The 14,675-nt window shown below is 71.1% G+C and carries 12 protein-coding genes and 2 pseudogenes; 6 read left to right on the forward strand and 8 right to left on the reverse strand.

All coding sequences use genetic code 11. The features are described from left to right. Positions 1-55: 55 nt before the first annotated feature. The 3 genes from KJS59_RS25820 to KJS59_RS31460 all read right to left on the reverse strand — a co-directional run bounded on the left by KJS59_RS25820 (position 56) and on the right by KJS59_RS31460 (position 2,346). Entirely contained in the window at positions 56-1,120 is a 1,065-nt protein-coding gene (locus KJS59_RS25820) for a glycoside hydrolase family 11 protein (protein ID WP_213455617.1), read from the reverse strand. 409 nt (positions 1,121-1,529) lie between these two features. Further along, entirely contained in the window at positions 1,530-1,814 is a 285-nt protein-coding gene (locus KJS59_RS25825; protein ID WP_213455619.1) for a hypothetical protein, read from the reverse strand. Between the two features lie 130 nt (positions 1,815-1,944). After that, positions 1,945-2,346, reverse strand: a complete 402-nt coding sequence (locus KJS59_RS31460) for an NUDIX domain-containing protein (RefSeq protein WP_249714888.1) — start codon at positions 2,344-2,346, stop codon at positions 1,945-1,947. A 15-nt stretch (positions 2,347-2,361) separates the two neighbouring features. Here KJS59_RS31460 and KJS59_RS31465 point away from each other — a divergent pair, with 15 nt between their 5' ends. Beyond that, on the forward strand, positions 2,362-2,757 hold the full coding sequence (locus KJS59_RS31465) for an NUDIX domain-containing protein (RefSeq protein WP_249714889.1): 396 nt from the start codon (positions 2,362-2,364) through the stop codon (positions 2,755-2,757). 56 nt (positions 2,758-2,813) lie between these two features. Here the strand turns inward: KJS59_RS31465 and KJS59_RS25835 are convergent, their stop codons facing one another. The 4 genes from KJS59_RS25835 to KJS59_RS25850 form a co-directional block, all read right to left on the reverse strand. Further along, positions 2,814-3,869: an AfsR/SARP family transcriptional regulator gene (locus KJS59_RS25835; RefSeq protein ID WP_283775883.1), complete on the reverse strand. Its 1,056-nt coding sequence runs from the start codon at positions 3,867-3,869 to the stop codon at positions 2,814-2,816. A gap of 38 nt (positions 3,870-3,907) precedes the next feature. Continuing rightward, the gene (locus KJS59_RS25840; RefSeq protein ID WP_213455623.1) at positions 3,908-6,298 is read right to left on the reverse strand and encodes an ATP-binding cassette domain-containing protein; all 2,391 of its coding nucleotides are present in this window, start codon (positions 6,296-6,298) and stop codon (positions 3,908-3,910) included. Between the two features lie 291 nt (positions 6,299-6,589). Beyond that, positions 6,590-8,791 (reverse strand): catalase/peroxidase HPI, encoded by a 2,202-nt coding sequence (gene katG / locus KJS59_RS25845; RefSeq protein ID WP_213455626.1) that lies wholly within the window; start codon positions 8,789-8,791, stop codon positions 6,590-6,592. Between the two features lie 126 nt (positions 8,792-8,917). Next, entirely contained in the window at positions 8,918-10,324 is a 1,407-nt protein-coding gene (locus KJS59_RS25850) for a hypothetical protein (protein ID WP_213455628.1), read from the reverse strand. 260 nt (positions 10,325-10,584) lie between these two features. Here KJS59_RS25850 and KJS59_RS25855 point away from each other — a divergent pair, with 260 nt between their 5' ends. From KJS59_RS25855 to KJS59_RS25865, 3 genes and pseudogenes are all read left to right on the forward strand, one after another. Beyond that, entirely contained in the window at positions 10,585-11,805 is a 1,221-nt protein-coding gene (locus KJS59_RS25855) for a fumarylacetoacetate hydrolase family protein (protein ID WP_213455630.1), read from the forward strand. A gap of 136 nt (positions 11,806-11,941) precedes the next feature. Then, positions 11,942-12,547, forward strand: a complete 606-nt coding sequence (locus tag KJS59_RS25860) for a S4 domain-containing protein (protein WP_213455632.1) — start codon at positions 11,942-11,944, stop codon at positions 12,545-12,547. Between the two features lie 243 nt (positions 12,548-12,790). After that, a pseudogene (locus KJS59_RS25865) lies at positions 12,791-12,979 on the forward strand (IS701 family transposase); the annotation flags it as partial. Between the two features lie 131 nt (positions 12,980-13,110). Here the strand turns inward: KJS59_RS25865 and KJS59_RS25870 are convergent. Next, positions 13,111-13,584, reverse strand: coding sequence for a hypothetical protein (locus tag KJS59_RS25870; RefSeq protein ID WP_213455636.1), 474 nt, complete (start codon positions 13,582-13,584; stop codon positions 13,111-13,113). Between the two features lie 135 nt (positions 13,585-13,719). Between KJS59_RS25870 and KJS59_RS25875 the strand changes: the two genes are divergently transcribed. Both KJS59_RS25875 and KJS59_RS25880 read left to right on the forward strand, forming a co-directional pair. Then, a complete protein-coding gene (locus KJS59_RS25875) occupies positions 13,720-13,908 on the forward strand; it encodes a hypothetical protein (protein ID WP_213455638.1) in 189 nt (62 codons plus the stop codon). Between the two features lie 467 nt (positions 13,909-14,375). Beyond that, a pseudogene (locus KJS59_RS25880) lies at positions 14,376-14,675 on the forward strand (hypothetical protein); the annotation flags it as partial.

Below are 14,675 nucleotides of genomic sequence, written 5' to 3' on the forward strand. Positions count from 1 at the left end.
GGATCCGGAGAACCGGACCCGGCACTGCGGGGAACTTACCTGTCAGGTGCGGGAACTACCGGCTACATGCGGTGCCGTTGAGGCTGTACCCGGTCGGCGCGGCGCCGTTCCCGTTGTGCGTGGCCTGGAAGCCGATCTGTACGTTGCCGCCCGGCGGGATGGAGGAGTTGAAGCTCACGTTGGTGGCGGTCACCTGGCCACTGGTCGGTGAGTAGTTGGCGTTCCAGCCAGAGGTGATGGTCTGGCCGGAGCCCAGGGTGAACTTCAACGACCAGCCGTTGATGGTGCTGTTGCTGGTGTTGGTGATGGTGATGTTGTCGGTGAGCCCGTTGTTCCACGAGTTGACCGAATCGGTGACCTTGCAGGCTCCGCCACCCTGCGGGGGCGGGTTCGTCGTCGGCGGGTTCGTCGGCTGTGGGTTCGTCGGCTGCGGGTTGGTGGGCTGCGGGTTGCCGCCGGAGCCCTCGCTCACGGTGATGTTGGAGCTGCCGCTGCTCTGGTAGCCCTCGGTAGCCATGATCTGGTAGTCGTGGTTGCCGAGGTTCAGGCCGAGGTTCTTCCAGGCGTTGAAGTGGTTGGCGGTGGTGATGGTGCCGCTGCTGCGGTGCGACTGCCGGACGCTCCAGTACTGGTAGAACGTCGCGGTGCCCTCGATGGAGGGCTGGTTGACCCGCTGCGTGCGGTAGATGTCGTAGGTGCTGCCGTCGGTGGTGACGGAGCCCAGCCGGGTGGCGCCCGAGCTGGGGTTGTAGCTGCCGAAGTTCTCGACGACGTAGTACTCGATGAGCGGGTTGCGGGTCCACCCGTACAGCGCGAGGTACCCGTTGCCGTTCGGGCTGAAGGAGCCCGAGTAGTTCACGGTGTGGCTCGAGCCGGGGTTCCAGCCCTTGCCGACCACCATGTTGTTCATGTTGCTCCACTGGACGCTGTAGGAGCCGCCGGCTCCGAGCGTCATGGTGACGTTGCCGTTGTCCTTCCAGTAGGAGAAGAAGTAGCCGTTGTGGGTGCCCGTCGTGTTCGACGTGACCGTCCGGTCGGCTTCGGCGTGGGCCGTTCCGGCCACGGCCACCGAGGCCAGGGCCAGCACGACGGCGGAGGCGCCGCTGACGACTAGTCTCATGCGGCTGCGCCCACGGCGCGGGTGGGTGGGGGCGTCTTTCATGCGCGCGCGTCCTCTCGTTGCGGCGTGGCCCGGGGCCACGCCTGCGTGACACGACTCGATGCGTTGCGGGCGCCGACGTGGCCACGCCGGTTGCCCGGTCGGGGACCGGGGAGCCGGGTTGGGGGCCGTGGCCCGGGCGGCTGCCGTTGACGTTCATCGATGTTGGAAGTATTGGTCGACCGGGTGGGGTTGTCAACGATTTCCGGAAGGTCGGTGAAAGTCTCAGCTCGGCCCGGGTCCCGCGAGAATCTGTCTGGCCTGGCCAGATGCCCTGTCGATCGGGTGGAGATCGAGGAATTCGCCGGTGGCCGCGTCGCCGCTGATCGACATCGGGGCCGCTGTCACCGAAAGTTCCGGAACCGGAAGGCTACGGTGGCGACACCAGCGACGCCGGAGGTTCGGCGATGACCGGGTCCACGGCGGGCGCCGGGTGCCAGACCGCGACGTGGCCGAGGAACGCGAGGCCGACCAGCACGTACAGGTTGCCGTACAGCAGGCCCAGGCCGAGGGGGCCGGCGTCGCGGCCGGCGGAACCGGCGAACACCCAGGCGGTGCTCGCCACGAAGACGAGCCAGGTCAGCGCGACCGCGGCGAGGCCGACCCGGCTCCGAGCCGACCGGGCCCGGGCGGTGAACGCCGCCAGCGCCGGCACCACCCAGATCCAGTGAGGTCTACGGAATGAGGATGAAGGCCACCTTCCCCGACGAACCGGACCCCGCAGGGATGCCCTGCTCGCCGAGGCTGCGGGCGCGAACATCGACCGTGCCCGACGCCTCCCCGCGCTATCCGATGTACGGCGTCCCGCGTCCTTCCTGCCAGTGCGCGAGCCTGAGCCGCACCGACTCGTGCATCGGGAGACTGGGGATCTCGCCGGGCTCGACGAACCGAACGTCTGTCGACTCGTCACTGACCCGCAACTCCCCGGCAACCACGCGCGCCGTGAACGCGACGACGAACTCTTGCCTGACCTCGCCGTCCGCGTAGGCGATCACGTGGCCGGGGTCGGTGTAGATACCGAGGATGCCGGTCAGTTCGACATCGAGACCGGTTTCTTCGGCTGTCTCGCGCACGACGGCCGCGCCGAGTGTCTCGCCGATCTCCATGATCCCGCCCGGCAATGACCAGTTGCCTGAGTCTGAGCGTTGTTGCAGGAGCACACGCCCGGCGTCGTCCACGACCAACATGTGACGTGCTCCGTGGTGCTCATCGACGCGAGTTGGCGCGTCCTGCACATCCGCCACAACGCCCTCGGCGCGTGGCTGCGCCCCGGCGGGCACCTGGAACCCGAAGACACGACGCTGTGCGATGCCGCCCTGCGGGAACTCAGCGAGGAGACCGGCATCGCGGCCGATCTGGTCAGCCCCCTCGATGACGACGTGCCCATCGACATTGACGTTCACGCGATCCCGGCCAATCCTCACAAGCCCGAGCCCCAGCATCTGCACTTCGATCTGCGCCACGCTTTCAGGTTGCGGGAGCCCACTACTGGTCCGTTGAGCCTGCAAGCGGCGGAGGTCAGCGGGTACCGATGGCTGCCCAGTGAGCACATCACGCCCGAGTCGTTGCGCGGCAGGCTCGCGCATCTGCGCGGGTGACTCCCGCTCGCTAACCCTCGCGCCGCGCGAACCGCGCTACCAGCGTGGCGCTGTGCTCACTGTGTCACATTCTGGATTTGGGCTTGCCACCCCGGCGGTACCGGTGATGACCGCGATCCGCATCTCGCCGGTGCCGCCCCCGGCGTCGAAGATCTCGTCGAGCTGCGCGGACTCGTCGGCGCGGCCGGTGAACAGCCGTACGTCCGCCGGGAGCTGCGCCGGCACCACCGGCCTGGCCGGCGCGGGCCGGGCGGCGGGCGGCCCCGGCGCCGCAGGCGCGAGGACCGGGTGCTCGCCGCGCAGGATTCCCTGGTGCATCGCCTGGAGCTCGGGGCCCGGTCGGCGCCCAGCTCCTCGGCTAATCGCTCCCGCAACGCCGCGTAGTGCTCCAGCGCCTCGGCCGCCCGGCCGGTGGCCGCCAGCGCCCGCATCAGCAGCGCCACCAGCGGCTCGGCCAGCCGGTGTTCGGCCAGCTCCTGCACCAGCGGCCCGATCGCGGTGGCCGGCTCGCCCGCCCCGATCGTGGCGTCCGCCCACGCGATCACCGCAGCGAGCCGCTGCTGGAGCCACACCTCGCGGGTGCTCTCGACCCAGGCGCCGGACAGCCCGCCCAGCGGCTCGCCCCGCCACAGGTCCAGCGCCTCGCGCAGCAGCCCGGCGCGGGCGTGCACCGGATGGTCGCCGCGCGCCCGGCGGACCAGCTGGTGGAACCGGTGCACGTCGACCCGGTGCGGCGGGAACTCCAGCACGTAGCCGCCGGCGCGCCGGGTCAGCCGCACCGGTTCGGCGTCCGCCGCGTGCGCCTGCTCGAGCATCCGCCGGGTCCGGGTGACGTGCGTGTGCAGCAGTTGCGCCCCGCTGCGGTGCGGCGCCGCACCGGCCACCCGCTCCATCAGGGTCTCCGCGGAGACCAGCCGCCCGGCCTCCACGGCCAGGGCCGCCAGCAGGACCTGCTGCTCTGGGGCCGGCCGGCCTTCAGGGCCTGCCCACCGGCGTGCAGCTCGACCGGTCCGAGCACCCGAAGCTCCACGACGGGCCAGAATAGGCAACGGGCACGCGACTCGATGCGCCTTTGGGCTGCCCAAAGGGCGAGGTGAATGGGTCGACCGCACCCCCGGACCGGCCGACCCGCGCCCGTCGACCAGCCCGGTCAGCTGCCGACGTAGGCGGCGAGGTGCTCGCCGGTGAGGGTCGAGCGGGCGTCTACGAGGGCGGCGGGCGTGCCCTCGAAGACGACCCGGCCGCCGTCGTGACCGGCGCCCGGTCCGATATCGATGATCCAGTCGGCGTGCGCCATCACCGCCTGATGGTGCTCGATGACGATGACCGACTTGCCGGCGTCGACGAGCCGGTCCAGCAGGCCGAGCAGTTGCTGGACGTCGGCGAGGTGCAGGCCGCTGGTCGGCTCGTCGAGGACGTAGACGCCGCCCTTCTCGGCCATCCGGGTGGCCAGCTTGAGCCGCTGCCGCTCGCCGCCGGACAGCGTGGTGAGCGGCTGGCCGAGGGTGAGGTAGCCGAGCCCGACGTCGGCCAGCCGGCCGAGGATGGCGTGCGCGGCCGGGGTGCGCGCCGGTCCGGCGCCGAAGAACTCCTCGGCCTCGGCGACCGGCATGGCGAGCACCTCGCTGATGTCCTTGCCGCCGAAGGTGTAACGCAGCACGTCGGCCTGGAAGCGCTTGCCCTCGCACTCCTCGCAGGGGCTGGCGACGCCGGCCATCATCGCCAGGTCGGTGTAGATGACGCCGGCGCCGTTGCAGGTGGGGCAGGCCCCCGCGGAGTTGGCGCTGAACAGCGCCGGCTTCACGCCGTTGGCCTTCGCAAACGCCTTGCGGATCGGGTCGAGCAGCCCGGTGTAGGTGGCCGGGTTGCTGCGCCGCGAGCCGCGGATCGGGGCCTGGTCGACCGCCACGACCCCGTCCCGGCCGGACACCGAGCCGTGGATCAGTGAACTCTTCCCCGACCCGGCCACGCCGGTGACCACCACGAGCACGCCGAGCGGGATGTCCACGTCGACGTCCCGCAGGTTGTGCGTACTCGCACCGCGCACCTCCAGCGCCCCCGACGGCTCGCGCACCGACGGCTTCAGGGCGGCGCGGTCGTCCAGGTGCCGCCCGGTCAGCGTGCCGCTGGCCCGCAGCCCGTCCACGTCGCCCTCGAAGACCACCTCGCCACCGGCGGTGCCGGCGCCGGGGCCGAGGTCGACGACGCGGTCGGCGATCTCGATCACCTCGGGCTTGTGCTCGACCACCAGCACGGTGTTGCCCTTGTCGCGCAGCTGCCGGAGCAGGCCGTTCATCCGCTGGATGTCGTGCGGGTGCAGCCCGACGGTCGGCTCGTCGAAGACGTAGGTGACGTCGGTGAGCGAGGAGCCCAGGTGCCGGATCATCTTGGTGCGCTGCGCCTCGCCGCCGGACAGGGTGCCCGCCGGCCGGTCGAGCGAGAGGTAGCCCAGCCCGATCTCGGTGAACGAGTCGAGCAGGTGCTGGAGCCCGGTGAGCAGCGGGGCCACCGACGGTTCGCGAAGCTCGCGGACCCAGTCGGCCAGGTCGCTGATCTGCATCGCGCACACGTCCGCGATGCTTCTGCCCTTGATCTTCGACGACCGGGCCGCCGCGCTGAGCCGGGTGCCCTCGCACTCCGGGCAGGTCGTGAACGTCACCGCCCGCTCCACGAAGGCCCGGATGTGCGACTGCATCGCGTCGACGTCCTTGGCCAGCATCGACTTCTGGATCTTCGGAATCAGGCCCTCGTAGGTCAGGTTGATGCCCTCGACCTTGATCTTGGTCGGCTCCTTGTGGAGCAGGTCGTGCAGCTCCCGCTTGGTGTACTTGCGGATCGGCTTGTCCGGGTCGAAGAAGCCGCTACCGCGGTAGATGCGGCCGTACCACCCCTCCATGCTGTAGCCGGGGATGGTGAGCGCGCCCTCGTTGAGCGACTTGTCGGCGTCGTACAGCGCGGACAGGTCGAAGTCGGTGACCGAGCCCATGCCCTCGCAGCGCGGGCACATGCCGCCGGTGATGCTGAAGCCGCGCCGCTCCTTCGTGGTGGTGCCGCCGCGCTCGACGGTGACCGCCCCCGCGCCCGAGATCGACGCGACGTTGAACGAGAACGCCTGCGCCGACCCGATGTGCGGCCGGCCCAGCCGGCTGAACAGAATCCGCAGCATCGCGTTCGCGTCGGTGGCCGTGCCGACCGTGGACCGCGGATTGGCGCCCATCCGCTGCTGGTCCACGAGGATCGCGGTGGTCAGCCCGTCGAGCACGTCGACCTCGGGCCGGCCCAGCGTCGGCATGAAACCCTGCACGAAGGCGCTGTAGGTCTCGTTGATCAGCCGCTGCGACTCGGCGGCGATCGTGTCGAACACCAGCGAACTCTTGCCCGAGCCGGACACGCCGGTGAACACGGTCAGCCGGCGCTTCGGAAGCTCAACGCTCACATCCTTGAGGTTGTTCTCGCGCGCGCCGTGCACGCGGATCAGATCGTGGCTGTCCGCGGCGTGCGGCCCGGGCGACTCCCGGACACTCCTCGCGGCCTTGCTCATCGCGCCTCCATCGATCGGGCGGGCGCCACCCTCGCGGCGCCCATCGCGGCCGGCTTCGTCTCGGGGTCCGGCATGTGCCAATAGGCTACCGGCGAGGTCAGGCCCCGCCTGGTACGGCCATGACGAGCACGCTACGAGCGGCCGGCCGACCGGTGCTTCTCCATTCCTGATCGGTCCGGTCAGCCGGGAGACCTCGACCAGCCAGCAGAAGCCGACCGAGATCCCGGCCGGCGGGCACCGGGGCGACGCGCGGCCACCCGAACAGCGCGCCCGCGCCCCGGTGGCCGGTGCTCAGGCGTGGCGCAGGTCGAACCGGTCCAGGTTCATGACCTTGACCCAGGCCGCGACGAAGTCCCGGACGAACTTCTCCGACCCGTCGCCGGCGGCGTAGACCTCCGCGATCGCCCGGAGCTGGGCGTTCGCGCCGAAGATCAGGTCGACGGCGGTGGCGGTCCAGCGGAGGTCGCCGGTGCCGCGGTCCCGACCCTCGTACACGTTCTCGTCGGCGGTGGACGCCTTCCACCGCGTGCGCATGTCGAGCAGGTTGACGAAGAAGTCGGTCGTCAACGTCTCGGGCCGGTCCGTGAGGACGCCGTGCCGGGACTGCCCCGCGTTGGCGTCCAGGACGCGCATGCCGCCGACCAGGACGGTCATCTCGGGCGCGGTCAGCGTCAACAGGTTGGCCCGGTCCAGCAGCAGGGTCTCCGGCGACAGCTTCTGACCGGCGCGCAGGTAGTTGCGGAACCCGTCCGCCCGCGGCTCCAGCACGGCGAACGACTCCACGTCGGTCTGCTCCGGCGAGGCGTCCGTGCGGCCCGGCGAGAACGGGACCGTCACGTGGTGCCCGGCGTTCCCGGCCGCCCACTCGACGGCCGCACCCCCGGCCAGCACGATCAGGTCGGCCAGCGAGACCCGCTTCCCGCCGACCTGCGCCTCGTTGAAGTCCTGCTGGATCCGCTCCAGCGTGCCCAGTACCGCGCCGAGTTGGGCCGGCTCGTTGACCGCCCAGTTCTTCTGCGGTTCGAGGCGGATCCGCGCGCCGTTGGCCCCGCCGCGCAGGTCGGTGCCGCGGAAGCTGGCCGCCGAGGCCCAGGCGGTCCGCACCAGTTGGGCGATCGACAGTCCGGACGCCAGGACGGTGTCCTTGAGGGCGGCCGCGTCCTCGTCCCCGATCAGCTCGTGATCGACCGGCGGGACCGGGTCCTGCCACAGTTGCGGCTCCGGCACCCACGGGCCCAGGTACCGCGAGACCGGTCCCATGTCGCGGTGCAGCAGCTTGTACCACGCCTTGGCGAACACCTCCGCGAACCGGTCCGGGTTCGCCAGGAAGTGCCGCGCGATGGGTTCGTAGACCGGGTCCACGCGCAGCGCGATGTCGGTCGTGGCCATCATCGGCGCGTACCGGACCGAGGGGTCGTGGGCCGCGGGCACGGCGTCCGCCCCGGCGCCGCCCTTCGGCCGCCACTGCTTGGCGCCCGCGGGGCTGTCGACGACCTCCCACTCGTACCCGAAGAGGGTCTCGAAGAAGCTGTGGTCCCAGGTGATCGGGGTGGGCGTCCACGCGCCCTCCAGCCCGCTGGTGATCGTGTCCTGGCCCTTGCCGCTGCCGAAGCTGTTCCGCCAGCCGAGGCCCTGCTGCTCCAGCGGCGCGGCCTCCGGCTCGGGGCCGACGTACTCGGCCGGCGCGGCGCCGTGGGTCTTGCCGAAGGTGTGCCCGCCGGCGATGAGCGCGACGGTCTCCTCGTCGTTCATCGCCATCCGACGGAACGTCTCGCGGACGTCCCGGGCCGCGGCCAGCGGATCCGGGGTGCCGTTGGGCCCCTCCGGGTTCACGTAGATCAGCCCCATCTGCACCGCCCCGAGCGGGGCGGCGAGCCGCCGGTCGCCGCTGTACCGCTCGTCGCCGAGCCAGGTGTCCTCCGGCCCCCAGAAGATCTCCTCAGGCTCCCAGACGTCCGCGCGCCCGAAGCCGAAGCCGAAGGTGGGCAAGCCCATCGACTCCAGCGCGCAGTTGCCGGCGAAGACCAGCAGGTCGGCCCAGGAGATCTTGCGCCCGTACTTCTGCTTGATCGGCCAGAGCAGCCGGCGCGCCTTGTCCAGGCTCGCGTTGTCCGGCCAGCTGTTGAGCGGGGCGAAGCGCTGGGCGCCGTCACCGCCGCCGCCGCGGCCGTCCTCGATCCGGTACGTGCCGGCCGAGTGCCAGCTCATCCGGATGAACAGCGGCCCGTAGTGGCCGTAGTCGGCCGGCCACCACTCCTGCGACGCCGTCATCAGCGCGATCACGTCCCGCTTCAGCGCCTCGACGTCGAGGGTCCGGAACTCCGCCGCGTAGTCGAAGTCTGGGTCCATCGGGTTGGCCCGGGGCGAGTGCTGGTGCAGCACCTGAAGGTTCAGCTGGCCCGGCCACCAGTCCTGATTCGTCCTCGGCCGGCTCGTCGTCGGTGCCGGAGCGGGGATGGCCGGGTTTTCGCTCTCGCTGCCACGCTCAGCCACGTCGTCCCTCTCCCGTCACCCCGCCGGGCAGCGTGTGCTCGCGCCCTGAACTCGTCGCCACGCTGCGGAGTATGCCCGCATTGCACCCCGAATGAGGCGAGAATCCGCTAACGTCCGACGAGTTGCCTACCCGGCGGAGCCGACGGCGATCCGCCAGATGCGGAAGTCACCGGCGGTGGGGCAGAGGATCACCGTGCTGTTCCAGGAGCAGTCACCGGCCGCGATCCCGCCGAGCGTGCCCAGGTCGGCGACGGTCCTGCCGGTGCGCACGTCGAGCGTTGTCACGTGATGGTTCGCCGGCGAGGTGGTGAGCCGTCCGGAGAAGACGAGCGCGGTGTCGAGGTCGACCCGCACGACCCGACCCGGCGTGTCCACGATCCGCTGGCCGTCCTGGTCGAACAGCAGCGACCGTTCTCCCGAGTCGTCGCGGACCAGCACCCGGTCGCCGAACCCGGTCAGCAGCCGCCCACCGGGCGCCGGCCGGCTCCAGATCTCGCCGCCGCCGTCGGTCTTCACCGCGTGCAGGCGGGTGCTGTCATCCGCCCCCTCCTGGTCGAGCACGCACAGGCGGTCCCGGCCGCACGGCGCGACGTCGAGCAGGAGCGCGGCGGGCTCCGGCCGGTAGAGCGGGCGCCGGCCGCTCAGCGTGGCGAGGTCGTAGGAGACGAGTTCGTAGCCGGAACGGGTACCCGCGACGTAGAGCCGGCCGTCGTAGGCGAGGAAGAAGTCGTTGGCTTCGCCCACGTCGCTGCCCCGGGCCAGCAGAGCCCCGGTGCCCGCGTCGAACAGCCGGGCCGACCCGTCCGGGAAGAACTGGACGACCGGGTCGTGGTCGCCGGGTACCCCCGGGTACCCCTTCGTGTTGCGGCCGGGGGCGTCGCCGGTGGCCGAGGGAACGGTGTAGTCCGCCGGGGTTCGCACGCTCAGCAGGAACGGGTGGCCGACCGGCGACCGGGGGTGCGGCGCCGAGCTGATGACAGTGCCCGTCCGCGCGTCGAGGAAGTCGAGCCGATCATTCACCTCGTCGGTGTGGACGACGGTCTTCGCGAAGAACCAGAGCGCCTCGGAGTAGCGCATCGGGACCGTCCAGCGGTCCTTCTCGGCACCGCCCAGCAGCGCGACCGCGGGGCCCGGGCGGTCGGGGAACTCGGCCGGGACGGCCACCACCCCGCCGGAGAACCCGATCAGGCCCGTCCAACTCTGGCCGCCCGGGGAGGGCAGGGAGACGCGCCACCGCTCCCGGCCGCCGGGCAGCTCGACGGAGCGCACCTCCAGGTGCTTGTCGTTCTCCTCCCACGCCACGTAGCCGACGTCGCCCTGGACGTAGGTCCAGGAGGCCGCGGAGGACCAGCTATCGCCCATCGGGATGGTCGCCACCAGCGCGCCGACCCGTTGAGACGCCGTGGGCCCCACGCCGCGCCGGCCACGGATCACCGCCACCGACGCGGCGGCGAGCACGACGGCGACCGCCACGGCGGCGGCGACCCAGACGGCGGGCCGGCGGTGCAGCGGCCGGGTGGGCTGCGCGGTCACCCGGGGAACTCGAGTGCCTGGGGGGCGAACACGGTCGGGGATTTTACCGCTGCGTTCCGTGGCTCGCCATCCGGTTTTTGCGGGACGAACCGGCCGATCTGCTGCCGCTGAGCGCCCTGGCCGCTGAAGGGGGCCGCTGAAGGGAGCGATGCCGAGGCTCGATGCCAGGGCTCGATGCGATGATCGAACCGTCAATGGTCGTACCTGACCGCCTCCGCCGTGTCGACCTCGCGTGGAGTGACCCTGGAAAGGACCCCCTCATGGCGACACCCGCTGATCACCTGGATCGCGCGCTGCCGGCGGACGCGCCGCAGGCCACCCTGGTCGGCCGGCTCCTCGACCCCGAAGTCGGCCCCTGCGTGGTGGCCGTGCGCGGCGCCGACCTGGTGGATCTGACCGGCCCCGGCACGGCCACGATGTCCGACCTGCTGGACCGCCCGGACGCCGTGGCGCTCGCCCGGGACGCCGCCGGCGGGCGCACCTGGCCGCTGCGGGAGGTGCTCGCCGACACCCTGGACGACCGGCCCGGCCGGGCCCGCCTGCTGTCGCCGGTCGACCTCCAGGTCATCAAGGCGGCCGGGGTGACGTTCGCGCGCAGCATGCTGGAGCGGGTCATCGAGGAGCAGGCCGAGGGCGACCCGTCGCGCGCCCGGGAGGTGCGCGCCCGGCTGCTGGCGGCCATCGGCGGCGCGATCGCCAACGTCCGGCCCGGCTCGGCCGAGGCCCGCCGGGTCAAGGACGTGCTGGTCGCCGAGGGCCTGTGGTCGCAGTACCTGGAGGTCGGCATCGGCCCCGACCCCGAGATCTTCACGAAGGCGCCCGTCCTGGCGTCGGTCGGCACCGGGGCCGACATCGGCGTGCTGTCCCGGTCGGTGTGGAACAACCCCGAGCCCGAACTGGTGCTGGCGATCACCAGCGCCGGCCGGGCCGTGGGCGCCACGCTGGGCAACGACGTGAACCTGCGGGACTTCGAGGGGCGCAGCGCGCTGCTGCTGGCGGAGGCGAAGGACAACAACGCCTCCTGCGCGCTCGGCCCCCTGATCCGGCTGTTCGACGACGGCTTCACCCTGGAGACGCTGCGCCGTGCCGACGTCACCCTGCGGATCGAGGGCCCCGAGGGGTACCTGCTGGAGTCGGTCAGCTCGGTCGGCGAGATGAGCCGCGGCTTCGAGGAACTGGTCAGGCACGCCCACGGCCGCCACCACCAGTACCCGGACGGGTTCGTCCTGTTCACCGGCACGATGTTCGCCCCGACCGACGACCGCGACGCCCCCGGGCAGGGATTCACGCACCGGCGCGGCGACGTGGTCAGCATCGCCACGCCCACCCTCGGCTGCCTGGTCAACACGGTGGTGACGGCGGAGGAGGCGCCGCCGTGGGAGTTCGGCATCCGCGCGCTGATGGCCAACCTGGCCGGCCGCGGCCTGCTGGCCGCGCCACCGGCCACCGGGCCGGGCGCATCCGCGCCGGCGCCACACTGACCACCGCACGGCACCACCGCGGCTCGCCCGCCCCGTGCGGGCGAGCCGCCCTCATCCCGCCCCGGTCGACGATGTACGGAACGCCCCGGCGTCGGGAATGCGCTGCCGGCCGGCGGATCGCGGGAAGGAGAGCCGCATGGCGTCACAGAGGAAGCTGGGCGACCCCGCCGATTCCGGCCTGCTGTTGACGCCCAGGTGCGCCTGGTACCTGACCCGCCGCCGGCGCCGCCGCCGGGGCGCGGGACGGTCCCGCCCGTCCGCCGTGGCGGGGCTGCGGCTCCCCGTGGCACAGCGCCGGAGCATGCGCGCAGAGTACAACCTGCGCGGCCGACAGTTGGGGCGGCTCCTGAGCGAGGCGATCCGGCAGCCGGGCGACCGGGCCGAGGGGCTCATCGCGGCCCTCGAACAGCGCGTCGACGTGGTGGCCTGGCGGGCCGGCCTGGCCCGCACCCTGCGCGAGGCGCGCAACCTCGTCGGCCACCACCACTTCACGGTCGACGGCGTCGTCGTGGACCTGCCCGCTCACCGGCTGTCGCCCGGCCAGACCGTGCGGGTCCGCGACGACCGGGTGCGGCGCCGCCCGTTCCTGCCCGACGGTGCCGGCGAGCCGCAGGCCCCGCCGTACCTGGAGGTCCAGCCGGCCGAACTGCGCGCCACCCTCACCCGGCAGCCGCGGCGCCAGGAGGTGGACGTCAACCTGGACCCGGCGATCGTCGAAGCGGCCGGCGCGGTCGCGACCTGACGGGCGGGCACCTCGCTGGGAATCGCCTCCCCGCTCGCGGCCGAACGCGGAGATCGCCTTGCACGTCCGTGCGATGCCGGAGACCGGCCCGGCGTGCCGGTGGTGCACGTACCAGCGAGGCAGGAGGCTCGTGCCCTCCGGTACCGCGCCGATCCGCGTCCGTTGAGCCGCAAGCCCTCGCGGTCAATTCCGTTGACCCGCTGGGGGCGCTCCCTACCTTTGATCCGGCACGCCGACGCCCCCGACCACACGCTGATCCCATTGACGTTCAGCGAGATCCGCCGCCTGTTCACCAAGCTCATCACCAACACCATCCACCCGATCGACCACTGGCTGCACTGGTCCCACTGGCGCCGTCAACACCAAGCCCGCGCCAAGACCAGCCACTACCGCCGCCGAGGGCACGCAATCCATCAACCCACATCTACATAACGAACCCGGGCTGTCGTATTAAGCGGCAGACGCACGAGTACGGCCAACAGGACCTGCCCACCGCGGCGAGCCCCGAGGGACCGGCCATTCAGGACGGCGACTGTAGCCGGAAAGCACAGCTACGAGCCACATCACGCGCACGCGATAGCCTTGGTTCTCAAAGGCTCTCGCCAGGCTGCAGCTAGCTGCAGCGCGACCTGATCAGCAAATTGCTTTCCCGCCCGTACGGCTTCGTCATGGGAGTTAGCCTCAACCATTATTACCGAGGCGACGTCCTCACGTGCGAGTGCCGCGAAGCAAACATGTTCGGCATCCGTTGCAGATCGTTCGTTGCGGATCTCACACAACATATACGTACCATCGATCTTGGAATACTTCGGCAGGCTCTCCGGCCCGAGCAGGCGGTGGTCACCCTGGCGGTCCTGGTAGCGGTCGCACGACGCCTTGACTCGAGCCTGCTCGATCGCCTGACTGGCAGTAATTACGCCGAACGCGCCGACCCATTGGCGTACCTTGACGCCGTTGCCGGTCCACATCCGGTACTGACCATAGTTGCTCTCGTAGACTCCGTTACCGCGCTTGTTGTTGCACACCTCTAGCACCACGCGGTCGGCGTACTGTGTTGGTGGTCTTCGCGATCTGTGTGAAGGTCGCCCGTAGCAGTGCGGCGTCGAGGTCAGCGACGGTCAGCGTGCCGAGCCGGGGAATGAGGACCTGCTCGACGTCGCGGGTGGGTGCGGGTGGACAGCCAGTACCGCAGCCGCCGCTGCACGGTCCAGGACCGGGTGGTGTGCTCCTCGCTGGTGGCGGCGAGCCACTCGTCGCGGGCTCGGCGGGCGGCGGCCTGCGAAGGGAAGCCGCCGCGGCGGACCCGCTCGCAGCGGCCGAGCAGATTTCTCGCCGAGGTGTGGAAGTACCACGACCCATGACCTTGCTCGGTCAGTCGCGGGCAACGCTGTTCCAGCCGCCGGCCGCGGCCGTCACGGCATCCGCACCATTTGAAGATCACACCCTTGGCCGACCGCATGACCGCCACCTCTCGTCCGTTCCGCCTGTGGTCAGCAGCAACGGTCGTCACTCGATGGGGCGACAGTCGTCCGTGTGTGCGCGCCGCGCGCTGAGTGGTCACGAGACCAGGGTGTTCCGGATAGTCCCGCAGGTGCGTGGGCCGACGTTCGGCCGTCTCTCGGTGCTGTTGATCTATCGCTCTACGTAGCATTGATGTCTGCTTCGCGCGCTGATGCCCCCTTTGTAGTGGCAGGTTGTATGGGACCTTTACAGGTCTTCTTCAGCCTCCGTACAGTTCGGGCTCTCCGTCAGGTTAGTGACGGGGGTGGATGTGGCGGGTCGGCGGTTACCTGGTGCGCTGCGGGTGTCGGGCAGGGTTCGTCGGTTGGTGGCGCCGTTAGCGGGAGTGTTGCCTGTTCTGCTCGTGCTCACGATGGCGGGTGTCCCGGTGCGGGCTGCGCCATCGCGGCCGGTCGCCTCGCCGGCGGTTCCGGCGTCGTTGGTGGCGGCTGATGAGGAGGCTGCGGCTGCGCAGGCCCGGCGGTCGGGTCAGCGGGTCGAGGTTGGTTCGGCGCGTACCGAGTTCACGCAGGTGTTCGCTACTGCGTCGGGCGGGTTCGAGGCGGAGTCGGCGGTGGTGCCGCAACGGACGCGCCGGGCGGACGGTTCGTGGGTGGATATTGATCTT

This window comes from Rhizomonospora bruguierae, assembly GCF_018397995.1.
GTDB classification, from domain to species: Bacteria; Actinomycetota; Actinomycetes; order Mycobacteriales; family Micromonosporaceae; genus Rhizomonospora; species Rhizomonospora bruguierae.

What these genes read in the sequence shown, in the direction of transcription:
- KJS59_RS25820 (WP_213455617.1), bottom strand. Translation starts at nt 1,120, where the DNA reads ATGAGACTAGTCGTCAGCGGCGCCTCCGCCGTCGTGCTGGCCCTGGCC.
- KJS59_RS31460 (WP_249714888.1), bottom strand. Translation starts at nt 2,346, where the DNA reads ATGTTGGTCGTGGACGACGCCGGGCGTGTGCTCCTGCAACAACGCTCA.
- KJS59_RS25840 (WP_213455623.1), bottom strand. Translation starts at nt 6,298, where the DNA reads ATGAGCAAGGCCGCGAGGAGTGTCCGGGAGTCGCCCGGGCCGCACGCC.
- KJS59_RS25855 (WP_213455630.1), top strand. Translation starts at nt 10,585, where the DNA reads ATGGCGACACCCGCTGATCACCTGGATCGCGCGCTGCCGGCGGACGCG.
- KJS59_RS25860 (WP_213455632.1), top strand. Translation starts at nt 11,942, where the DNA reads ATGGCGTCACAGAGGAAGCTGGGCGACCCCGCCGATTCCGGCCTGCTG.